The organism is Spirabiliibacterium mucosae (assembly GCF_014884965.1).
In the GTDB taxonomy this organism is placed as follows: Bacteria; Pseudomonadota; Gammaproteobacteria; order Enterobacterales; family Pasteurellaceae; genus Spirabiliibacterium; species Spirabiliibacterium mucosae.
On the sequence record NZ_JABTBO010000032.1, the window covers coordinates 1 to 22,558 of the forward strand.

Annotated in this window: 19 protein-coding genes and 3 pseudogenes; 10 read left to right on the forward strand and 12 right to left on the reverse strand. The window is 52.0% G+C overall.

The window, feature by feature from the left end; all coding sequences use genetic code 11:
• The first annotated feature begins 420 nt into the window (after window positions 1-420).
• Window positions 421-909, forward strand: coding sequence for a SprT family zinc-dependent metalloprotease (locus HPC37_RS09855; RefSeq protein WP_208122952.1), 489 nt, complete (start codon window positions 421-423; stop codon window positions 907-909).
• On the opposite strand, the gene xerC is transcribed toward HPC37_RS09855, so the two are convergent.
• From xerC to dapF, 3 genes are read right to left on the reverse strand one after another with little or no spacing between them, the layout of a single operon-like run.
• Window positions 910-1,806 carry a tyrosine recombinase XerC gene (gene xerC, locus HPC37_RS09860; RefSeq protein WP_208122953.1) on the reverse strand — a complete coding sequence of 299 codons (897 nt, stop codon included), beginning with the start codon at window positions 1,804-1,806 and terminating at the stop codon, window positions 910-912. It abuts the gene before it with no gap.
• Window positions 1,806-2,495, reverse strand: a complete 690-nt coding sequence (locus HPC37_RS09865) for a DUF484 family protein (protein WP_208122954.1) — start codon at window positions 2,493-2,495, stop codon at window positions 1,806-1,808. Before HPC37_RS09865 ends, xerC begins: the two co-directional genes overlap by 1 nt.
• A gap of 8 nt (window positions 2,496-2,503) precedes the next feature.
• Window positions 2,504-3,328: a diaminopimelate epimerase gene (dapF, locus tag HPC37_RS09870; protein WP_208122955.1), complete on the reverse strand. Its 825-nt coding sequence runs from the start codon at window positions 3,326-3,328 to the stop codon at window positions 2,504-2,506.
• Window positions 3,329-3,457: 129 nt separating this feature from the next.
• Between dapF and HPC37_RS09875 the strand changes: the two genes are divergently transcribed.
• Complete coding sequence (locus HPC37_RS09875) at window positions 3,458-4,036, forward strand: thymidine kinase (protein ID WP_208122967.1); 579 nt, start codon at window positions 3,458-3,460, stop codon at window positions 4,034-4,036.
• A gap of 47 nt (window positions 4,037-4,083) precedes the next feature.
• Here the strand turns inward: HPC37_RS09875 and pfkA are convergent.
• The 5 genes and pseudogenes from pfkA to ung form a co-directional block, all read right to left on the reverse strand.
• Window positions 4,084-5,048, reverse strand: a pseudogene (pfkA, locus tag HPC37_RS09880) (6-phosphofructokinase).
• A gap of 107 nt (window positions 5,049-5,155) precedes the next feature.
• Complete coding sequence (locus HPC37_RS09885) at window positions 5,156-6,061, reverse strand: cation diffusion facilitator family transporter (protein WP_208122956.1); 906 nt, start codon at window positions 6,059-6,061, stop codon at window positions 5,156-5,158.
• A 1-nt stretch (window position 6,062) separates the two neighbouring features.
• On the reverse strand, window positions 6,063-6,623 hold the full coding sequence (locus tag HPC37_RS09890; protein WP_208122957.1) for a hypothetical protein: 561 nt from the start codon (window positions 6,621-6,623) through the stop codon (window positions 6,063-6,065).
• 2 nt (window positions 6,624-6,625) lie between these two features.
• Entirely contained in the window at window positions 6,626-7,402 is a 777-nt protein-coding gene (gene yaaA / locus HPC37_RS09895) for a peroxide stress protein YaaA (RefSeq protein WP_208122958.1), read from the reverse strand.
• Window positions 7,403-7,453: 51 nt separating this feature from the next.
• Complete coding sequence (gene ung, locus HPC37_RS09900) at window positions 7,454-8,131, reverse strand: uracil-DNA glycosylase (RefSeq protein WP_208122959.1); 678 nt, start codon at window positions 8,129-8,131, stop codon at window positions 7,454-7,456.
• A 290-nt stretch (window positions 8,132-8,421) separates the two neighbouring features.
• Between ung and grcA the strand changes: the two genes are divergently transcribed.
• The 6 genes from grcA (at window position 8,422) to tenA (ending at window position 15,197) form a co-directional block, all read left to right on the forward strand.
• Window positions 8,422-8,805 carry an autonomous glycyl radical cofactor GrcA gene (gene grcA, locus HPC37_RS09905; protein ID WP_208119771.1) on the forward strand — a complete coding sequence of 128 codons (384 nt, stop codon included), beginning with the start codon at window positions 8,422-8,424 and terminating at the stop codon, window positions 8,803-8,805.
• A gap of 244 nt (window positions 8,806-9,049) precedes the next feature.
• Window positions 9,050-11,188 (forward strand): polyribonucleotide nucleotidyltransferase, encoded by a 2,139-nt coding sequence (gene pnp, locus HPC37_RS09910; RefSeq protein WP_208122960.1) that lies wholly within the window; start codon window positions 9,050-9,052, stop codon window positions 11,186-11,188.
• A 10-nt stretch (window positions 11,189-11,198) separates the two neighbouring features.
• Window positions 11,199-12,140: a lipoprotein NlpI gene (nlpI, locus tag HPC37_RS09915; protein ID WP_282435415.1), complete on the forward strand. Its 942-nt coding sequence runs from the start codon at window positions 11,199-11,201 to the stop codon at window positions 12,138-12,140.
• A 69-nt stretch (window positions 12,141-12,209) separates the two neighbouring features.
• Window positions 12,210-14,000 (forward strand): DEAD/DEAH box helicase, encoded by a 1,791-nt coding sequence (locus tag HPC37_RS09920; protein ID WP_208122961.1) that lies wholly within the window; start codon window positions 12,210-12,212, stop codon window positions 13,998-14,000.
• Between the two features lie 5 nt (window positions 14,001-14,005).
• The gene (tadA, locus tag HPC37_RS09925; protein ID WP_208122962.1) at window positions 14,006-14,497 is read left to right on the forward strand and encodes a tRNA adenosine(34) deaminase TadA; all 492 of its coding nucleotides are present in this window, start codon (window positions 14,006-14,008) and stop codon (window positions 14,495-14,497) included.
• Between the two features lie 61 nt (window positions 14,498-14,558).
• Window positions 14,559-15,197, forward strand: a complete 639-nt coding sequence (gene tenA, locus HPC37_RS09930) for a thiaminase II (RefSeq protein ID WP_208122963.1) — start codon at window positions 14,559-14,561, stop codon at window positions 15,195-15,197.
• A gap of 38 nt (window positions 15,198-15,235) precedes the next feature.
• Here the strand turns inward: tenA and HPC37_RS09935 are convergent, their stop codons facing one another.
• Together HPC37_RS09935 and rsuA are read right to left on the reverse strand one after the other, a co-directional pair.
• A complete protein-coding gene (locus HPC37_RS09935) occupies window positions 15,236-16,444 on the reverse strand; it encodes a Bcr/CflA family multidrug efflux MFS transporter (protein ID WP_208122964.1) in 1,209 nt (402 codons plus the stop codon).
• 18 nt (window positions 16,445-16,462) lie between these two features.
• Window positions 16,463-17,160 (reverse strand): annotated as a pseudogene (gene rsuA, locus HPC37_RS09940) (16S rRNA pseudouridine(516) synthase RsuA).
• A 181-nt stretch (window positions 17,161-17,341) separates the two neighbouring features.
• On the opposite strand from rsuA, the pseudogene HPC37_RS09945 reads away from it, so the two are divergent.
• Together HPC37_RS09945 and sodA are read left to right on the forward strand one after the other, a co-directional pair.
• Window positions 17,342-19,611 (forward strand): annotated as a pseudogene (locus tag HPC37_RS09945) (NADP-dependent malic enzyme).
• Window positions 19,612-19,742: 131 nt separating this feature from the next.
• Window positions 19,743-20,363, forward strand: coding sequence for a superoxide dismutase [Mn] (gene sodA, locus HPC37_RS09950; RefSeq protein WP_208122965.1), 621 nt, complete (start codon window positions 19,743-19,745; stop codon window positions 20,361-20,363).
• Between the two features lie 248 nt (window positions 20,364-20,611).
• On the opposite strand, the gene wbaP is transcribed toward sodA, so the two are convergent.
• Together wbaP and HPC37_RS09960 are read right to left on the reverse strand one after the other, a co-directional pair.
• Entirely contained in the window at window positions 20,612-22,039 is a 1,428-nt protein-coding gene (gene wbaP / locus HPC37_RS09955; protein ID WP_208122966.1) for an undecaprenyl-phosphate galactose phosphotransferase WbaP, read from the reverse strand.
• Window position 22,040: 1 nt separating this feature from the next.
• Window positions 22,041-22,558 (reverse strand): glycosyltransferase family 2 protein (locus HPC37_RS09960; RefSeq protein WP_486669398.1); only part of this gene is annotated, 518 nt, incomplete at its 5' end.

Consider the following 22,558-nt stretch of genomic DNA (forward strand, 5'->3'; position numbering starts at 1 on the left):
CCGCACTTTTAAACCACCGCTAACCGCACTTTTAAGCCACCTCAAAACCGCACTTTGCCTTTTCAAAATTAAAATCTCGATTATACGATCACCCCCGGAATAAGATGCTGAGCGTGTGCCTAAAGTGCTAGGCGAGGGAGGGTTTGATCCCTCAGTGAGTAGCAATTTGGCGCTAAGCGAATATCTTATGGACAGGGGCCATTGTCGTTTCTTTGCTTCCTTTCTTTGGACAAGCAAAGAAAGGAAGTCGCCAACGGCGAAACCGTAGCGTGATGACGGAGTTATGAAAGAGAACAAGGAAAAACAACGGTTATGCCGGAGTGATAAACGTATGCGCCGAGCGCCAGCTCAAAATGCTAAACAAAACCAAAAGTGCGGTTGCGCGCTTTACAACACCACACAAAACCGTATCATAGCCCCATGAACCAACGCATATTATCCATCCAAATCCAACGCCGGTTGCGTGCGTGCATTGAGCTTGCGCAGGCGCAGTTTAACCGCACTTTTCCCATGCCGACGGTTACCTACAACGTCCGCGGGCTCAAGGCGGGTGTGGCGTATCTACAACAAAATGAAATCCGCCTCAACCCCACCTTGCTTGCCGAAAATGCTGAACACTTCATCCGCGAAACCGTGCCGCACGAGTTGGCGCATTTGATTGTCTACCAACAATACGGCCGGCGCGCCAAGCCACACGGGCGGGAGTGGCGCTTTGTGATGGAAGAGGTGTTTAAGCTGCCGGCGAGTGTGTATCACGAATACGACATCACCGCGGTGCGCCGCAACAGCGTGGCGTATCAATGCGATTGCCAAATTCATCAGCTTGGGCAACGCCAGCACCAACGGATCAAAACACAAAGTGCGGTTTACACCTGCCGCAAATGCAAGGGCAAGTTGCGTGAAATCTAGCTATTTTTTGCGCTTGGCGCGTGGGTGGGCGCTGTCGTAAACATCCGCCAAGTGTTGAAAATCGAGGTGAGTATAAATTTGCGTGGTGGATAAATTGGCGTGGCCTAAAAGCTCCTGCACTGCGCGCAAATCAGCGCTGGATTCCAGCATATGAGTGGCAAAAGAGTGGCGCAATTTATGTGGGTTGAGGTGGGATTTGATCCCTTGGCGTTTGCCCCACAATTCCATCCGTTGCTGAATGGCGCGGTGGCTGATGCGCTTGCCGCGTTGGCTGACAAAAAGCGCGTCGTCTTCGGGGTTGAACAGCGCGCGCACCGCCAGCCAGCGTTTGATGGCTTGGGCGGCAAAGCGGCCATAGGGCAAAATCCGCTCTTTGTTGCCTTTACCGACTACGCGCAGCTCGCGCGCGCGACCTGACACATCTTGCACGTTGAGTTGCTGCAATTCGCTCAACCGCAGCCCCGCGCTGTACATCAGCTCCATCATCGCCACATCGCGCAGGTCAATCGGCTCTTGGCTGTCGCTCTCTAGCAACTGCGTGATTTGCTCGGCGTCCATATTCTTCGGCAAATGCTTCGGCTGCTTGGGCGCAGAAACACTCTCGGCAGGGTTGGATTGAATGATCTCTTGAGCGAGCAAATAGCGCATAAAGCCACGCAGGCTGGACAGGCGCAGCGCCAAACTTTTGGCATTGAGCCCTTGCTGGTGGCTTTTGGCCAGCACAAAGCGCACCACGGCGCTGTCGACTTGCTGCCAGTGCGTGATGTCGTAATCGCGCAATATCGCGATGATTTGCAGCAGCTGGCGGCTGTAATTCTCCAGCGTTTGCGCACTCAGGCCTCGCTCAATGCGCAAAAAATCAAGGTAGCCCTTCAGCGGTGCTTCAAGCTCGCTCATCAGATACGCTCAATCAGCCAATAATTGAGTTGGCGCTCAACCACCTCGGCGAGTTGCTGCAAAAAGGTGGTATCTTGCCCTGGGTGGAAATGGCGCTCATCACGAGCGGAGAAGACCAGCACCGCGGTGTACGGCTTTTTCGATTGGCGCTTGCCAAGCAGGCAAAACGCCACCGAACCGAGCGGGAAATCCTCCGGCAAGAACATTAAAGTTTTTTCACGATGGGTGAGCTTGCCAAGATAATGCCGCTTAAGGCCAAAGCGCTCCAGGCGGATGATTTCAAATGCGCTGCGATCGAGCCAATTTTCGCTCGGGATGGCCTCGCTCGCCTCCCAGCTGTCACGAAAGACTAGCACCGTGCCTTTTAAAAGCCCAAGTGCGGTTGTCCACTCTTGCAATGCTGCCATGCCTTGGCTAAACGTTTTGCTTTTGCTTAACCGCTCTTGCAAAGGCAACAAGCTGAAAAACATCCGCTCGTTGTGCTCGGCGATGGTGCGCAGGGTGGAAAGCTCATATTCTTGCATCGCCAGTTGCTCGCGCTGGCGTTGCAGTTTTGCCTCCACCAACGACAGCACGCCTTTTTCGTGGTGATGAATCTCAAGGCTGTCGAGCAGCGCTTGATGGCGTTGAAAAAACTCAGGATGGGCTTTTAGATAAGCCTCAACCGCACTTTCACTGATCTCATCCATAATATCACTCACAATCGAATATACCCGTCATACACATGCACCGCGTCACCGCGCATATAAAGCGGCTGGCCCTCGCCGCGCCAGTCAATCCACAATGTGCCACCAGGCAGTTGCACCTCTACACTGTCATCCAGCGCGCCTTGCATAATGCCCACCGCCACCGCCGCGCAGGCACCAGAGCCACAGGCTTGGGTTTCGCCCGCGCCGCGCTCAAACACGCGCAGCTTGATGGCTCGCCGGCTGAGAATTTGCATAAAGCCGATATTCGCCCGCTCTGGGAAGCGCTCGTGGCACTCAAGCAGTGCGCCGAGCTTTAACACCGGCGCGCGCTCGACGCTGTCAACTGTCAGCACGCAATGGGGGTTGCCCATCGACACCACACCGCAAAGTGCGGTTTCAAGCTCGGTGCGCAGGATATAATTTTTCTCAAATTTGTTGGCGATAAACGGCACCTTCGCCGGCTCCCAAATCGGCTGGCCCATGTTCACGCGAATGTGTTGATCGTCGCCAATGGTGAGGGTCATCTTGCCCTTTTGGGTGCTGACTTTGATCTCTTTTTTGTGCGTCAAGCCCTTGAGCTGCACAAAGCGGGCAAAGCAGCGCGCACCATTGCCACACTGCGCCACTTCACTGCCGTCGGCGTTGAAAATGCGGTAGTGAAAATCCACATCAGGGTCATAAGGTGGCTCCACCAGCAAGAGCTGGTCAAACCCCACGCCGCGGTGGCGGTCAGCCAGTTGGCGGATGATGGCATCGGTTAAATAGACGTTTTGCGTCACGCCATCAAGCACCATAAAATCGTTGCCTAAGCCGTGCATTTTAGAAAACTGCATGCTGTGTCCTTCGTTCAATCTCATGAGGGCATTATAGAGTCAAGCGCCGCGCTTGTCTAAACAATCCAACAATTGGCGAAAATAGCGCACTGTGGTAGCATAAGCCAATTGCAATTATTCTGTCTGATTATGGCCAAGCTCTATTTTTATTACTCCTCCATGAACGCCGGCAAATCCACCACCTTGCTGCAATCGTCTTACAACTACCGTGAGCGCAATATGCACACGCTGATCTACACCGCCGCGATTGATGACCGCTTTGGCCAAGCCAAGGTGACCTCGCGCATTGGCATCAGCGAGCAGGCGCATACTTTTAATGCTGAGACCGATCTGTTTAGCCATATTCGTGAACAACATCAACGCCAGCCGTTAAATTGTATTTTGGTGGATGAAGCGCAATTTTTGACCAAGCAGCAAGTCTATCAACTCAGCGACGTGGTGGATAAACTCAACATCCCTGTGCTGTGCTATGGCCTGCGTACCGATTTCCAAGGCGAACTCTTTGAAGGCAGCCAATATTTATTGGCGTGGGCGGATCAACTCGAAGAGCTGAAAACCATCTGCTTTTGCGGGCGCAAGGCCAATTTTGTGCTGCGTATGAATGAGCAAGGTGAGGTGGTGAAAGCTGGCGCGCAAATTGAAATTGGCGGCAATGACCGCTACCTCTCCGTGTGCCGGCGGCATTTTAAAGAGGCGATGGAAAATTAAAAACCGCACTTTTAGGCAAAGTGCGGTTTGTGTCAGCAAGAGGTGTATTAATACAATTTGCGCGAGGTTTCAAACCAGTCGGCTTTGAACGGCCGGCGCATATTTTGATCGCATCAATGATGTCGTGGTGTACCAGTTTTTCGTTTTGGATGCCCACACAGCGGCCACCAAAGCCTTGTTTGAGCAATTCCACGGCATAAACCCCCATGCGGGAGGCCAAAATGCGGTCAAAGGCACACGGTGAGCCGCCGCGTTGAATGTGGCCTAAAATGGTGGCGCGGGCTTCGAGTTTCACGCGTTCTTCAATCTCTTCTGCCAGTTCGGTGACATCACAAATGTGCTCGGTGATGGCGATAATCGCATGACGTTTGCCGCGCTCAAAGCCGTATTCCACTTTTTTGATCAGCGCTTCGCGCTCAAATGGGCGCTCTGGCACCACGATGAACTCACAGCCACCGGCAATCGCTGCCGCCAAAGTCAAATCACCACAGTAGCGGCCCATGATTTCGATGATCGACACCCGTTGGTGCGAGCTTGAGGTGTCGCGCAGGCGGTCGATGGCATCGAGCACAATCTCAAGTGCGGTTTGAAAGCCGATGGTGTAATCGGTGCCGGCCACGTCGTTGTCGATGGTGCCTGGGATGCCGATGCACGGGAAATTATGCTCTTCAGTGAGCAATTTCGCCCCCATGTAGGAGCCGTCCCCGCCGATCACAACCAAGGCATCAATGCCGTGAGCGCGCAAAATGTCAACACAATGGGCGCGCACTTCGGGCTTTTTGAAATCAGGGAAGCGCGCAGAGCCTAAAAATGTACCTCCACGGCCGATGATGTCGGAAACGGAGTGGCGCTCCAGCTTTTTGATTTTGTTTTGCGACAAACCCAAATAGCCGTCGTAGATGCCGTAAACTTCCATGCCTTCATAGAGCGCGGCACGCACCACGCCACGAATCGCGGCATTCATGCCAGGGGCGTCACCACCACTGGTTAATACTGCTATTTTCTTTACCATTGTCATACCCTATAATTTTAGAAAAATTGAAAAATAATTGTGTGCAAGATTACACTATCCTCGCCCTGCGCTAAAGCAAAAATTGCGTTTTCACCACATTTTTTGATTTAGCCCAAACTCCCTTGCGTTTGCGCCTCTTGCTGCACCAAACTGGTCGGCTCTTGGTGAATAATGATGTCTGACAGCGGGAAGGTGGCCAGCAGGCGATGCTCAAGGTCGTCGGTGATTTGGTGGGCGCGCCATAGCGGCAAGTTGTCGTCAAGCTCTACATGCAGCTGGATAAACCGCACCGCCCCCGAGCGGCGAGTGCGCAGGTCGTGAATGCCAATCACATCGGCCTGCTCGCGGGCAATCGCCCAAATTTGCGCCACTTCGTCGTCAGGCAAGGCGCGATCGAGCAACAGCTGCACCGCATCAAACAGCATTTTGCCCGCGCTGATGAAAATATACAGTGCAATCAACAGGGCAAAAAGCCCATCGGCGTAGGCAAAGCCATAACCGCTTAAAATCAACGACAGCAACACCGCCACGTTCATTAGCAAGTCGGTTTGGTAATGCAGTTTGTCGGCTTTGATCGCGGGGCTTTGGGTTTGCGCAATCACATAACGTTGGTAATACACCAGCGCCAGCGTGAAGCCAATCGAAATCACCGTCACCACTGTACCGAGCCACACGGAAGAAACAGGCTGCGGGTTAATCAAGCGCTCAATGCCTTGCAGCAACAAAAAGATCGCGGAGCCAGAGATAAACGCGCCTTGCATCAGACTGGCCAGCGATTCGGCCTTGCCGTGGCCAAAGGAGTGGTTGTCGTCCGCCGGCATCAAAGAAAAGCGCAAAATCAACATGCTGGTGAACGAGGCCAGCAAATCCAGCAGCGAGTCGGCAATCGAGGCGAGCATACTCACCGAGCCGGTCATCCACCACGCCGCACCTTTGATCACAATCAGTAAAAGTGCGGTCGCCACCGCCAACATCGAGGCGCGGCGCACCAGTAGGCCATAACGCTCCGACATCTTAACGGCACGCCCAGGTCAGCGGCTGGCGTTGCAACTGTGCCATGCCCGCACGCGCTTGCGGGATAATCTCCCGTTCAAGTTGACTAGCCGATGTTGGCGCCACGGCGTAGCTGTATTGCAGCTCGAGATAACCGCACTTGGCAATATTTTTGCCCTTGGTTAGCTCTATGCCATAGTTGCGGTACTGCGCGCTGGGGCGATAAATCACGGTGGAATAAAGGTGATTGTCGGCAATCGCCAAATCCGCCCACGTGTGGCTGCGCTGGTAGCTGCGCTGGCGCAAGGCAAGGCGCTGTTGCAGGCTCATGGCACGGCGGTTTTGGTCAAAAAAGAGCGTGACCTTTTCTTTCAGCACGCCTTTGGCGGTGGGGCTGTAGCGGTGTTTTTGCATTTCAATCAAATCCACCGTTTTGCCACGCACATAATGCTTGCCAAACACGTCCACCGCCGCCGGCGGCACAAAGCGCTGGCTATTGTGGTTGTGCGGCGCACTGCCCTTTTGCGGCGCGCTGGTACACGCGGATAATAAAAGTGCGGTCAAAAGCAAAGTAAAACGCATAATTACTCCTGTTCTCGGCGGGTGAAAACCCACTCATCTTGGCTCGATTGCGCCTTGTCAAAGCCGTAGCCTCCCAAATCAAACCCTTGCAGGGCTTCTGGCTCGGTGATTTGATTTTGCACCATATAGCGGCACATCATGCCGCGGGCTTTTTTGGCATAAAAGCTGATCACTTTATATTTGCCGTTTTTGTAATCCAAAAACACCGGCTTGATGATGCGCGCGTTGAGTTTTTCAGGGCGCACCACTTTGTAGTATTCATCAGACGCCAAATTAATCAGCACGTCATCACCTTGTTTTTCCAGCGCTTTTTCAAGCGCTTGGGTGACGATATCACCCCAAAATTCGTATAAATTGGCACCGCGATCGTTTTTCAATTTGGTGCCCATTTCCAAGCGATAGGGCTGCATTAAATCGAGCGGCTTGAGCACGCCGTAAAGCCCTGAGAGCATCCGCAGGTGCTTTTGGGCAAAACGGATTTCGTCATGGGTGAGGCTTGGCGCGTCAAGGCCGGTGTACACATCGCCCTTGAAAGCAAACAGCGCAGCGCGGGCGTTGTCTTCATTGTGCGTTTTTTGCCATTCACTAAAGCGCGCGGCGTTGAGGCCGGCGAGTTTGTCGCTGATTTTCATCAGGGAGCCAATCTCGGCCGGGGTGAGTGCGCGGCAGGTTTTCATCAATTCGGCGCTGTGGTCTAACAACGCAGGTTGGGTGAAGTGCATTGACGGCACCTCGGATTGGTAATCCAGCGTTTTAGCTGGTGAAATAATGGCTAACATATCGCCTCCTTTAACATTACGGCTGAGTATAGCAAAACTGCGCGCGCCAGCCTAATCCTTCACGCGCGCCGGCAGCTGCCAGTCAATCGGCGCGATATCGTGCTCACGCAAATAGGCATTGGCTTGTGAAAAATGCCGGCAGCCTAAAAAGCCACGGTGCGCCGACAACGGCGAGGGGTGCGGCGCGCTGAGCACGCAGTGGCGATTGCGGTCAATGAACTTGCCCTTTTTTTGCGCGTGCGCTCCCCAGAGCATAAACACCAAGTTTTCGCGCTCTTGCTCCAGTTTGGCGATGACGTGATCGGTAAAAGTTTCCCAGCCAAAATCCGCGTGCGAGTGCGCGCGGCCTTGCTCGACGGTCAGCACGGTGTTGAGCAGCAGCACGCCGCGCTCGGCCCAGGCTTTTAAATAGCCGTGGTTAGGCGTGGTGAAGCCGTCGATATCTGTGCTGAGCTCTTTATAGATGTTCACCAGTGAAGGCGGCGTGCGCACGTGCGGGCGCACCGAAAAGGCCAAGCCGTGCGCCTGGCCTGGGCCGTGGTAAGGGTCTTGGCCTAAAATCACCACTTTCACTGCGTCAAATTCGGTTAAGCGAAAGGCGTTGAAAATCGCCTCATGGGGTGGGTAAATCACTTTGCCTTGCGCAATTTCGTGATTGACTTTTTGCATAATGGTCTGAAAATACGGCTGGCGTTTTTCCTCGGCCAGCACATCTGCCCAACGTTTCATAATTTGCCTCTTTTTTTCGCCATTATAACCAAAAGTGCGGTCGAAATCCTGCCTCAATCAGCCCAAAATTGGCTTTATTTGTTACTGCTTTGTTAAATTTAATTATCAAATTAGTTAACATTGGCAATTGATTTGCTTGATATTTTTGACACATATCAATTTCACCCTGCGCACCGCACTTTTATAACTTGATCTAGGCAAATTTAATTTAAATTTATTTGAAAATTTCAAACGATTTGATAAAATCTTAACCAGTTAACCAAGTCCCAACAATTACATTGGAGTTTATTATGATTAAAGGTATTCAAATTACTCAAGCAGCTAACGATGATCTGCTCAATTCTTTCTGGTTATTAGACAGTGATAAAGGTGAAGCGCGTTGCCTGTGTGCAAAAGGTGGCTTTGAAGAAGATCAAGTGGTTGCCGTGAGCGAACTTGGCAAAATCGAATATCGTGAATTGCCAGTTAACGTTGCCCCAACTGTGAAAGTTGAAGGTGGCCAACACTTGAACGTGAACGTATTGCGTCGTGAAACATTGGAAGATGCGGTAAAACACCCTGAAAAATACCCACAATTGACTATCCGTGTTTCTGGTTACGCTGTGCGTTTCAACTCATTGACACCAGAACAACAACGTGATGTTATCACTCGTACTTTCACAGAAAGCCTGTAATTTTAAATTGCTCTAACAGAGCTTTTTAAACAAAACCGCACTTTGACGTAAAGTGCGGTTTTTCCGTCTTTACACCGCACTTTTACAAAATCATTCGCAATTACGCCCTCAAGCTGTATAATAGACTGACTTTTGCCTTCGAAATGCGTGCGGCTATCAAAAGCCATTTGAGCGAGATGGTTTTTGCTAGTCGCAATGAGCAAGGTAAAAGCGTGTGATTAACCCATTAAATAAGGATCTTATTGTGACCCCTATCGTAAAACAATTTCAATACGGCAAACACACCGTAACCTTAGAAACCGGCGCCATGGCGCGCCAAGCCACAGCCGCTGTGATGGCGAGCATGGACGACACCAGCGTTTTTGTCACCGTGGTGGCGAAAAAAGAGGTGCGTGAAGGCCAAGACTTCTTCCCACTGACGGTGAACTACCAAGAGCGCACTTACGCGGCTGGCCGCATCCCAGGTGGCTTTTTCAAACGTGAAGGCCGCCCATCAGAAGGCGAAACCTTGATTGCGCGTTTGATTGACCGCCCAATCCGCCCGCTCTTCCCGGAAGGCTTTTTTAACGAAATTCAAATCATCGCCACCGTGGTGTCGGTCAACCCACAAGTGAGCCCAGACATTGTTGCCATGATTGGCGCCAGCGCGGCATTGACTCTTTCTGGCGTGCCATTCAACGGCCCAATTGGCGCAGCGCGTGTGGGCTTTATTAACGATCAATTCGTGCTCAACCCAACCCAAGAAGAGCTCAAACAAAGCCGCTTGGATTTGGTGGTTGCGGGTACCGACAAAGCGGTGTTGATGGTGGAATCGGAGGCGGACATTTTAAGCGAAGAGCAAATGTTAGCCGCGGTGGTGTTCGGCCACGAGCAACAACAAGTGGTGGTGGAAAGCATCAAAGCCTTTGCGCAAGAAGCGGGCAAACCACGCTGGGAGTGGGACGCACCTGCGCAAAACGAGAGCTTGGTTGCTCGCATTAAAGAATTAGCGGAAAGCCGCTTGGGTGAGGCCTATCGCATCACGGAAAAACAAGCGCGTTACGAAGCGGTTGACCAAATCAAAGCCGACACGGTGGCCGCGATCATGGACGGCAACGAAGACGACGCCATTAACGAAAACAAAATCACCGACATCATTCACGAGTTGGAAAGCCAAATCGTGCGCAGCCGCATTTTAGCCGGCGAGCCACGCATTGATGGCCGCAGCGTGGACACTGTACGCGCGCTTGACATCTGCACTGGCGTGTTGCCACGCACCCACGGCTCTGCCGTGTTCACCCGTGGTGAAACCCAGTCACTGGCAGTGGCCACCTTGGGTACCGAGCGCGATGCGCAAATCATTGACGACATCACCGGTGAGCGCACCGATCACTTCTTGTTCCACTACAACTTCCCACCGTATTCTGTCGGCGAAACCGGCATGATCGGCTCACCAAAACGCCGTGAAATCGGACACGGCCGCTTAGCCAAACGTGGTGTGGCCGCTGTGATGCCAAGCATTAACGAATTCCCATACACTGTGCGTGTGGTATCTGAAATCACTGAATCTAACGGTTCATCCTCCATGGCTTCTGTGTGTGGCGCCTCTCTGGCGTTGATGGATGCAGGTGTGCCAATCAAATCCGCTGTGGCAGGGATCGCGATGGGCTTGGTGAAATCCGATGACAAATTTGTGGTGCTCTCTGATATTCTCGGTGATGAAGACCACTTAGGCGACATGGACTTTAAAGTCGCTGGCACCAAAGAAGGTGTGACCGCACTGCAAATGGACATTAAAATTGAAGGCATCACCGCTGAAATTATGCAAATTGCCCTCAATCAAGCCAAAGGCGCGCGCTTGCACATTTTAGATACCATGCAACAAGCCATCAGCGCACCGCGCAAAGAGATCTCTGATTTCGCGCCGCGCATTCACACCTTGAAGATCGATCCGAAGAAAATCAAAGATGTGATCGGTAAAGGGGGCGCGACTATCCGCGCGTTGACCGAAGAAACTGGCACCTCGATTGACATTGCTGACGACGGCACCGTGAAAATTGCCGCCACCGACAACAATGCCGCGAAAGAAGTGATGAGCCGCATCGAAGAGATCGTGGCTGACGTGGAAGTGGGCGGCATCTATAACGGTAAAGTCACCCGCATTGCCGACTTTGGCGCTTTTGTTGCGATTGTAGGCAACAAAGAAGGCTTGGTGCACATTTCACAAATCGCTGAAGAGCGCGTTGAAAAAGTGACCGATTACTTAAGCGTTGGCCAAGAAGTGCCAGTGAAAGTGGTTGAAATCGACCGCCAAGGCCGCATCCGCTTGACCATGCGTGACCTCGACGGCAGCAAAAAAGCGCAAGCCCAACAAGCTGCGCAAGACGAGTCAACCGAGGCGTAACCGCACTTTGATGATGACACGCACAGCGCTCTCCCCCCTTCACTTAGGCAAGCAGGCCATTGCCCTTGCCTTTGTGTTGCTGTTGTTAGGCTGTGTTAATGGCTCGAACAAAGCGCTGGAAAATTTGGCCAACACACCGTTGGCTGAGCAAAACCCGATGCAGCATTTTGACCAAGAGGTGATGATCGCCCGCCTTGGCCAAATGCTCTATCTCACGCCGAAGTTGAGCAAGGCAGAGCGCGCGAATATGCACTTTGAGCGCGGCGTGCTTTACGACAGCCTTGGGCTGTGGGCGCTGGCGCGTTATGATTTTGCGCAAGCCTTGGTGCTGGAGCCGAAAATGCCCGCGGTGTATAACTATTTGGGGCTGTATTTGTTGCTTGATGGCGACTTTGACAGCGCGGTCGATGCCTTCAACTCGGTGTTGCACCTTGACCCAAGCTATGATTATGCCTATCTCAACCGCGGCTTAACGTTTTATTATGCCGGTCGCTTCGGCCTTGCTGAGCGCGACTTTTTGGCATTTTATCAAGCGGATCAAAGCGATCCGTACCGCACTTTATGGTTGTATTTAAATGAGCTGAAATACAAGCCACAAGAGGCGAAAAGCAACCTCGCGCAGCGTGCGCAGGGGCTTTCTGCGCGCTTTTGGGGCACCCACATTGTGCACTATTATTTAGGTAGAATAAGCTATGAGCAGCTGCTGGCCGACATGGCGCAGTTTGCCCAGCCTTATTCGCCGCAGTATGCTGAAATGCTGACGGAAACCTATTTTTATCTCGCAAAACAACAACTCAATTTGGGAAAAGTGCCGCAAGCGCGCGCGTTGTTTCAACTCGCGATTGCAAACCAAGTGTTTAACTTCGTTGAGTACCGTTTTGCCCTGTTTGAACTCACTCGCTTAAACAACGAGCAAAAATCAAACAAAAACGTTGTCACCGATATACACTAGTTTCACACTTGACTATCACGACATAAGATTAATTTGCGCACTATTGCGCTTTTCACTATTGAGTAAAAAATGACAGAACAAACAATTACCTTTAACGACTTAGGCTTGCCGCAGGCGCTACTGCGCGCCGTTACCGACATGGGCTTCACCAAGCCGTCGCCAATCCAGCAAGCGTGTATTCCACTCTTATTAAACGGCCAAGATGTGCTCGGCATGGCGCAAACTGGCTCCGGCAAAACCGCCGCGTTCTCGCTGCCTTTGCTCGCTCAGCTTGACGCCGAGCAACGCAGCCCACAAATTTTGGTGATGGCGCCAACCCGCGAGCTGGCCATTCAAGTGGCCGATGCCTGTGAGCAATTTTGCAAATATCTTGATGGCGTGCGCTGCGTCACCCTCTATGGCGGGCAGCGTTACGACATCCAACTGCGTGCGTTGCGCCAAGGCGCGCAAGTGGTGGTGGGCACCCCTGGGCGGATTTTAGACCACCTGCGCCGCGGCACGCTGGATTTAAGCGGCCTGCGCTTTATGGTGCTTGATGAAGCCGACGAAATGCTGCGCATGGGCTTTATTGACGATGTGGAAGAGGTGATGAGCAAGCTGCCTGAGCAGCACCAAACCGCACTTTTCTCCGCCACCATGCCGGCGCCGATTCGCCGCATCACGCACCGCTTTATGCGTGACCCGCAAGAGGTGAAAATTCAAGCCAGCCCGCAAAACTTGCCCGACATCACGCAAGTATGTTGGTATGTCCACGGCGTGCGTAAAAACGAGGCGTTGTTGCGCTTTTTGGAGGTAGAAACCTTTGATGCGGCAATTATCTTCACCCGCACCAAAACGGCCACCCTCGACATCGCTACCCTGCTTGAACGCCACGGCTACAGCTGTGCAGCACTGAATGGCGACATGACCCAACAATTGCGTGAACAGGCCCTTGACCGCCTACGCAATGGTTCACTGAATATTTTGATTGCAACCGATGTAGCCGCGCGCGGCTTGGATGTGGATCGCATCAGCCTTGTGGTCAATTACGACATCCCGCTTGATGCGGAGTCTTACGTTCACCGCATTGGCCGCACAGGGCGCGCGGGGCGAGCTGGGCGTGCGTTGCTGTTTGTGGAACCACGCGAGCGCCGTTTGCTGCGCAACATTGAGCAGCTGACCAAAAAACGCATCGACGAAGTCGAGCTGCCAAACCACCTGCAACTCGAACAGTGCCGCCGTGAAAAATTCAAGCAAACCATTTTGGCGCAGCTTGAACATGCCAGCCTTGAACAATACCGCACTTTGCTATTAGAAATGTTCCCAGAGATGGATACGGTGGATTTGGCCAGTGCGATGATGATGCAGCTGCAAGGCAAGCAAAAATTGATCCTGCCGCCAGATGCGCCGATGGAAAAACGCCGTGAACGGCGCGAGAACCCACGCTCAGCCGAGCGCGGCGGGCGACGTGAGCGCGATGAGCGCACTAGCCGCCGTGAGCGTGGCAACGACATCCCGATGGACCGCTACCGCATTGAAGTTGGCCGCGGTGACGGTGTGGAGGTCAAGCACATTGTGGGCGCGATTGCCAATGAGGGCGACATCGACAGCCGTTATATCGGCCACATCAAGCTCTACGACAGCCACTCGACCGTGGAATTGCCGCAAAATATGCCGCAAGATTTGCTGCGCTTGTTCAACAAAACCCGTGTGCTGAATAAACCGATGCAAATGTCGTTTGTTGAGGCGGTGAAAGACGGCGCGCGCGACGAACGCCCACGCGGTGGCAAAGGCGGCAAATTCGCCAACAAAGGCCGCTTTGACAGCCGTGGCGACAAACCGCAATTCCAGAAAAAACGCCGCGAGCGCCGCGACAGATAAGCGCCATGTTGGACGATAATGCTTGGATGACCCACGCCCTGCGCTTGGCCGATGTGGCCGAGCAGCACGGCGAGGTGCCCGTAGGTGCGGTGCTGGTTAGCCGCGAGGGCGAAGTGCTTGGTGAGGGGTTCAACAGTGTGATTCGCCTCAACGACCCTAGCGCCCACGCGGAGATTCAAGCCATCCGCCAAGCCGCCGAGCGCCTAGGCAACTATCGCCTGCTCGGCACCACGCTTTATGTCACCTTGGAGCCGTGCACCATGTGCGCCGGCGCCATTGTCCACAGCCGCATCGCGCGCTTAGTCTTCGGCGCGTTTGACCCGAAAACCGGCGCGGTGGGCTCACGCTTTCATTACTTCAACGATTTTGTCATGAACCACGCGGTGCAAGTCACGCCTGGCGTGCTCGCGCAACCGTGCGGTGAGAAGCTCTCCGCCTTTTTCCAACGCCGACGGGCAGAAATCAAAGCGCAAAAAAAGCAAAGTGCGGTTGACTAAGCGATAACACCGTCGCATTGGCGGGCAATTTGTGTAAAAATAGCACAAAAAGGAGCCGCCTATGACATTTGACGACCTCAAAGCCCATTGCCCGCAATGGCAACACTACATTCACCACCCTTTTGTGCAGCAACTCGCCGACGGCAGCCTGCCACGCAAAGCCTTTCGATATTATCTCGAGCAAGATTACCTCTTTTTGCTGCAGTTCACCCGCGCGTGGGCGCTGGCTCTTTATAAAAGCGACAACATCGACCAAATGCGCCAAGCGCAGGCGGGCATCAATGCCATGCTGGATGTGGAAATTGGGCTGCATATTGATTACTGCGCCAGCTACGGCGTGGGGCAAGCGCAACTGATGGCGCTAGACGAGCACCCTGCCACCGTGGCCTACACTCGCTATGTGCTTGATGTTGGCCTGCAAGGCAGACTTTCCAATTTGCACTGCGCGCTCGCCCCGTGCATCATCGGCTATGGCGAGATTGGCGCGCACTATCACACCACGGACGACAACCCGTACGCCAGCTGGATTGCGATGTACAAAAGTGACGAATACCAAGCCGTGCGCCACGCGGAGATTGACACGCTCAACCAACTGTTGCGCGACGTGCCCGCAAGCCAGCACGCGGTGTTGCAAAAGCAATTCAACACTGCCGTGAATATGGAAATCGCCTTTTGGCAAATGGGGCTGGATAACGCGTAAAAACACAAAGTGCGGTCGACTTGACCGCACTTTTCGTTTTAGTGCTTAGTTTTGTAACTTAAAAAAAAGTGACTCAGTGCGGCGCACAGCACGCAGCAGAAAATGGCGATCATCATCGGCCGGCCGCTGGTCACGGGCACCAGTGCAATCAGCACACCCGCCACCGAGCCCATGCCAAAGCGGATAGTGCCCGCCAGTGAATTGGCCGTGCCTGCCACATGGGGGAAGCGGTCTAAAATCGCGGCCATGGCGTTGGAGGTGACCATCGAAATCATCCCGATGTAACAAGCAATGCCAAGCGCCATCGGCCAAAAGCCGAGATCGAAAAGTGCGGTCAGCAGCAGCCAGCAGCCGGCGATAAACTGCAAGGTGAGCCCAAAGCGCAACATCGTCTCCGCACCAAAGCGCGCCACCACGCGCGAGTTAATCATGGTGAACGTAATCAACACCAGCATATTTAAAATAAAAAAGTAACCAAGATGCTCAGGCGCCACGCCGTAAATGTCGATATAAACAATCGAGCCGGAGGTTAAAAAGCAGAACATCCCCGCGAACGAAAAGCCCGTACACAGCACATAGCCGACCACAGCGCGCACCCGCACCAGCGAGGCAAAGTTACGCAGCACAATGCGCAGGCTCAATGGCACGCGTTTTTCTCTCGGGTGGGATTCGGGGATCTTCCACGACACCAGCACGCAGCTGAGCAGGCCCGCCACGGCGAGAACATAAAAGATCGCATGCCAGTGGAAAAACTTGGCGATATAGCCACCCATAAACGGCGCCAGCAGCGGCGCAATCATCGAGATGAGCATCACCAGCGACATCATTTTGGCAAATTCATTTTTGGAAAAGAGATCCCGCAGCAGCGCGCCGAGCACCACCGCAGGCGCAGCGCCAAAAAAGCCCTGCACAAAGCGCAGCACCAAGAAATTGTGAATTTCACTGATGTGCGTTAACCAAAGTGCGGTCAAGGCAAACACAAAGGTGCCGATGATAATCGCAGGCTTACGCCCGAAGCTGTCGGCCAGCGGGCCCCAAATCAGCTGGCCGGTGGCAAAGCCGATGGTAAAGAGCGCCAGTGTGTTTTGCACTTTTTCCGCGTTGACGTGGAGATCGCGCGCGATGTCTAAAAATGCCGGCAGGTACATATCCACCGCCAGCGGGGTGAGCATCGCCATCGTGCTGAGAATGAGAATAAACACTGGGCTTTTGCCCAGGTGGGATAAATTAGCTGAAGATGGGGTCATAAAACTCCTTTATTATTGTTATTCTTGAAAACGTTGCAACTCCTCAGGGGTCAGGGCACGGAATTCGCCCTCAGCCAAGTGTTCATCCAACGCAACACCGCCAATGCGCCAGCGATGCAAGCCGACCACTTTGTTGCCAAGCGCGGCAAACATCCGTTTAACTTGGTGGTAGCGCCCTTCGCTGATCGTCAAATTCAGTGTGTAATCGTCGAGGATTTCACACTCAGCAGGCTTGGTTGGCGTTTTTTCACCGCGCAGCAAAATGCCCTGCGCCAAGCGCGCCTCGTAGTCGCTTTCAATCGGGTCAGCGAGGCTGACTAAATAGGTTTTGGCGCAATCATGTTTGGGTGATGTGATGCGGTGCGACCATTGGCCATCATCGGTCAACAGCACAAGGCCTGTTGTGTCCATATCCAAGCGCCCTGCGCAATGCAAGGTTGTCCGCAAGGGGTGATCAAAAAATTGATAGATGGTTGGATAATCCGCCCCATCGTGGGAGCAGACATAACCTGAAGGTTTGTTCAGCATAATATACTGCCCTTGCGCCACCCAATGCAACTGTTTTTTTCAAATACAATCTCATCTTGCTCGCTGATTTGCGCCGCGCCCGATTTGCACACCGCGCCATTGAGCGCCACCGCGCCTGCGCGCAGCACCTTGGTCACCTGCGAGCGGCTCAAGCCTGTTTGCTTGGCTAAAAATTTGTCTAACCGCACTTTTGCTCCTTGTTGGCTAAAAAAGCTATTGTAACCTGTAATCGGCGAACATAAAGCGCAAAATTTTTGTGTGCTGCTTCACAGAGTTCTATCTCCAACCTTAAAAGTGCGGTGCAAAGGGGTATAATTGAACCATTCGCGATGCAGCCGGCTGCATTTAGCTATTTCAAAGGAGCTTATAATGGATAAACAACTTCGCCAAGCGGCACTTGATTTTCATGAATTCCCCGTCCCGGGCAAAATTGAAGTTACCCCAACCAAATCCCTCGCCACCCAGCGGGATTTGGCACTGGCCTACTCGCCTGGGGTCGCCATTCCCTGTTTAGAAATTAAAGATGACCCTTTAGCGGCTTATAAATACACCGCACGCGGCAATTTGGTGGCGGTGATCTCCAACGGCACCGCGGTGCTCGGCCTTGGCAACATTGGCGCACTGGCAGGCAAGCCGGTGATGGAAGGCAAAGGCGTGTTGTTTAAAAAATTCGCCGGCGTGGATGTGTTCGACATTGAAATTGATGAGCGCGACCCCGACAAATTAGTTGAAATTATCGCCGCCCTTGAGCCTACCTTTGGCGGGATTAATCTTGAAGACATCAAAGCGCCAGAGTGTTTTTATATCGAGAAAAAACTGCGCGAGAAGATGAACATTCCTGTCTTCCACGACGACCAACACGGCACTGCCATCATCTGTGCAGCCGCGGTGCTCAACGGCTTGCGCGTGGTGAACAAAAAATTTGAGGATGTCAAACTCGTCGTCTCCGGCGCGGGGGCTTCGGCGATTGCGTGTTTGAACTTGCTGCTCGCACTCGGCATGAAAAAAGAACACATCACCGTGTGCGACTCCAAAGGCGTGATCTACAAACAGCGCCAAGATTACGACCGCATGGATGAAACCAAAAATTCTACGCCATTGAAGACAACGGCAACCGCACGTTGGCGGATGCGATCCCGAATGCTGACATCTTCCTCGGCTGCTCAGCGGCAGGCGCATTAACCCAAGAGATGGTGAAAACCATGGCGAAAAGCCCGATTATTCTCGCACTCGCCAACCCAGACCCTGAAATTCTGCCACCGGATGCCAAAGCTGTGCGCCCTGATGCGATTGTGTGCACGGGCCGCTCTGACTTCCCGAATCAGGTCAACAACGTTTTGTGCTTCCCGTTCATCTTCCGTGGCGCGTTGGACGTGGGTGCCACCGCGATTAATGAAGAGATGAAACTTGCCGCGGTGAAAGCGATTGCCGAGCTGGCCCACGCCGAGCAAAATGAAGTGGTCAGCAGCGCCTATGGCGACCAAGATCTCGCCTTTGGGCCGGAATACCTCATCCCGAAACCGTTTGACCCACGTTTAATCATCAAAATCGCGCCTGCGGTGGCAAAAGCGGCGATGGACTCTGGCGTGGCGCAGCGCCCAATTGAAGATTTCAATCTCTATGTTGAGCGCTTGACCCAGTTTGTCTACAAAACCAATTTGTTCATGAAGCCGATTTTTGCCCAAGCGCGTTTGGCGAAAAAACGCATTCTCTTTGCCGACGGCGAAGAGCCACGCGTGTTGCACGCCGTGCAAGAAATTGCCACCCTCGGCATCGCCACCCCTGTGCTGATTGGCCGGCCGAGTGTGATCGACCAACGCATTCAAAAATTGGGCTTGCATCTCAGTGCTGGTGTGGACTATGAATTGGTCAACATCGAGCAAGATGAACGCTACCAACAATGCTGGCAAAAATATTACGAGCTCAACAAACGCAACGGCGTGACCCCCGCACTGGCGAAATACGAAATCCGCAGCAACCCAACGGCGATTGCCGCCACCTTGCTCGCCCTTGGTGAGGCCGATGGCATGATTTGCGGTTTGGTCGGCTCTTATAACAACCACCTCAAAACCTTGGTCAACATCATCGGCTTGCAAGACGGCGTACACGTACCGGCTACGGTCAACAGCCTGGTGATGCCAACGGGGAATGTGTTCATCACCGATACTTTTGTGAACCAAAACCCAACCGCCGAAGAGCTGGCCGACATCACCTTGATGGCGGCAGAAGAGGTGGCGCGCTTTGGCATCAAACCGCAAGTGGCGCTGATTTCCAACTCCAACTACGGCTCAAACAACAACCCAAGTGCGGTGAAAATGCGCGAGGTGTTGCAACTGGTGAAAGACCGCGACCCAGAGCTGGTGATTGACGGCGAAATGCACGGCGACATTGCCCTCAATGAAAAACTGCGCCAAGAAATCATGCCAGACAGCCCTCTGCAAGGGCCGGCCAATTTGCTGGTGATGCCAAACATGGAAGCAGCTCGCATCAGCTACAACCTCCTGCGCGCAGCCACCACGGCAATCACCGTCGGGCCAATGCTGATGGGCTTGAAAGCGCCAGCACACATTTTGACCGCCACTTCCTCTGTGCGGCGGATCATCAACATGGTGGCGCTCACCGCGGTGAAAGCGAAATAACCGCACTTTGATATCAAAAGCGTGCTTTGTGCACGCTTTTTTAATAACTTGTTAAAATAATGATCTCGATCAAAAAATTTGCTATAATGGCTGGCAAATTATCTAGCAACCCCAACAAAAAGGAAATGATTATGGCTTATACCTTACCTGAACTGGGCTACGCCTTTGACGCCCTTGAACCGCACTTTGACAAAGAAACCATGGAAATTCACTACTCCAAACACCACCAAGCGTATGTCAACAATGCCAACGCGGTGTTGGAAACATTGCCAGAGTGGGCCGACAAATGCCCAATCGAGCTGGTTTCAAACTTGGATAAAATCCCAGCTGATAAACGCACTGCCCTGCGCAACAACGCCGGCGGCCACGTTAACCACTCTATGTTCTGGAAAGGCTTGAAACTCAACACCACCTTGCAAGGCAAGTTGAAAGACGCCATCGAGCGCGACTTCGGCTCTGTGGATGCGTTCAAAGCAGAATTTGAAAAAGCCGCCGCCACACGTTTCGGCTCTGGCTGGGCATGGCTGGTGGTGAAAGACGGCAAATTGGCCGTGGTTTCCACCCCTAACCAAGACAACCCATACATGGGCAAAGAGATTGCCGGCTGCGAAGGCTACCCAATTTTAGGCCTCGACGTGTGGGAGCACGCCTACTACTTGAAATACCAAAACCGCCGCCCAGACTACATCAAAGCCTTCTGGAACGTGGTCAACTGGGACGAAGCCGCCAAACGCTTCGAAGAAAACGCCTAATCGCACCACTTAACGACAAAAGCCACTAGATAGTGGCTTTTTGTTGGGTTGGACTAAGTCACATGCTTTACAAGTGTATAAAAAACTTATATCGACTTATAACCCCTTAGATCTTGTTATATCTACTTAGATCTTGTTATATCTACTTAGATCTTGTTATATCTACTTAGATCTACTTATAATTTGTAATCGTTCACATGAGTAGGTGGGAGATGCCCTCAACGCGTTGGGTTAAGGGCAAGTGCGGTTTAATAAGCGCCCTTCCCCTTAAGCACTACGCTGGCGGTTTTGGCTAGAATGACGATGTCATTCCACAGCGCCCAATTTTTGACATACCAACAGTCAAGATATACCCGCGTTGGGTAATCGGTGTCGCTGCGGCCACTGACTTGCCATAGCCCTGAAAGCCCCGGGCGCACCATATAATAATAAATTAAATCATCGCCGTAGAATTTTAATTCAGGGCGAATCACTGGCCGCGGACCGACCAAGCTCATATCCCCTTTAAGCACATTCCACAATTGCGGCAGTTCATCAAGGCTGGTGCGGCGCAGCAAAGCACCAATGGGCGTGACCCGTGGGTCGTTTTTTAACTTATAATGCGTGTACCATTCTTGCCTTGCTTGAGGATCACTGTGCAATAACTGACGCAGCACTTGAGCAGAATTGGTGACCATGGTGCGAAATTTGTAGCAATGGAATGCCTTGCCATTGCGCCCGATGCGCACTTGGCTATAGGTTGCTGCACCACCATCTTGACGAATACGCAACACCAAATAGCCAAACAAAGGGGCTGTAAGCAACAACAAAAACGATGACACCACGATGTCAAACGTGCGTTTAACCAAGCGTGAAGAACGCTTGGCCAAATTATTATGAATGCGCAGCGCAATCGCCTCATGCCCAAAAAAGTGAGACACCTCAGCATCATAAAGTGGCACACCACGCAGTGGTGGCAAAATTGACACATTACGCAGCCCCTCTTTAGCGAGCTTGCGCACCCAACACTCCAACAAAGGTTGATGTTGATTATCAAAGGCTATAAACACCTTTTGGAACTGGTTCAATTGAACCCAAAATTCTGGTGGCGTGATATACTTCACGCCGCTAATCTGCTCGGGGCTTTCTTTCTCCTCTCCTTGCAACACAATGGCAGTGATATTGTAGCCCAAATAGGTCTCACTTGTGATGGCTTGAAAAGCGCCCTTCAAACTCTGAGCATCACACACCAGCGCGCACGACATATTCCATGTGCCAAGTTCACGCAAAGCCTTTTTACACAACATCCGGCCCAAAGGCAGCAGCACACCAGCGAGCACCCAGATATAACACCAAGTGTAGAGCGAAAAATGATTTTTGGTGAACACCAAAAGCGCAAGATTAATCAATGCGCCAATAAAGAGCGTGACATAAATATCTTTCAACTCATCCCAGTAGGGCTTGCGATAAGTATAATGGCGATAAACCACCCAAATCCAGCCCACAATCCCAAGCGCAGAAAACAAAAACAAACTCAAACGCACAACAGAATCATAAAATTCTTCAACAGAAAGGGAGAAGTCATCAGGGAAAGAAAGGTAGTAAGCAAGAAAAATGGCAATGCAGAGTGAAAAAAAATCACATAAGATTAAAAAAAGTTTGTTCACTTTAGGATAGTGTCTTTTCTTATTTATCATATTATTTCCAAAAGTTTTTATGCATACTAAACCACATTAAGCAAATAGAAGGGAGCCGATACCAATTTTTGCCAAGATTAAAACCCAACCATTTTACAAAGGTATAAATTATTGAAAACGGAATCCAGACAGGGTGATTTTTCCATAAGAAGACTAATTCTGATAATACAAACTTAAAACCCTCATTGCTGACACGCGGTATTTTTTGGGTTATCCAAGGCTGTTGTTCGTGAAATACACCTGTATCAAAATAACGCTGGAATTCCTGCTTAATCGAGTAGTTATGCGAATGATTGACACAAGCATTTGCATTATATAGCACTTCAAAACCAGCATAAATCATTTTTGCACATATATACATATCTTCAGCCAAAATAACATTTTGAGGAAAACCGCCTACTGCTCTGAAAGTAGATAATCTATAGGCAGAAAAGAATTGGATATAAAAAAGTTTTATACCGAGTTGATCAATGTTATTAACTGACTTTAATAAAGATGATTCAGGATAATTAAAAACGA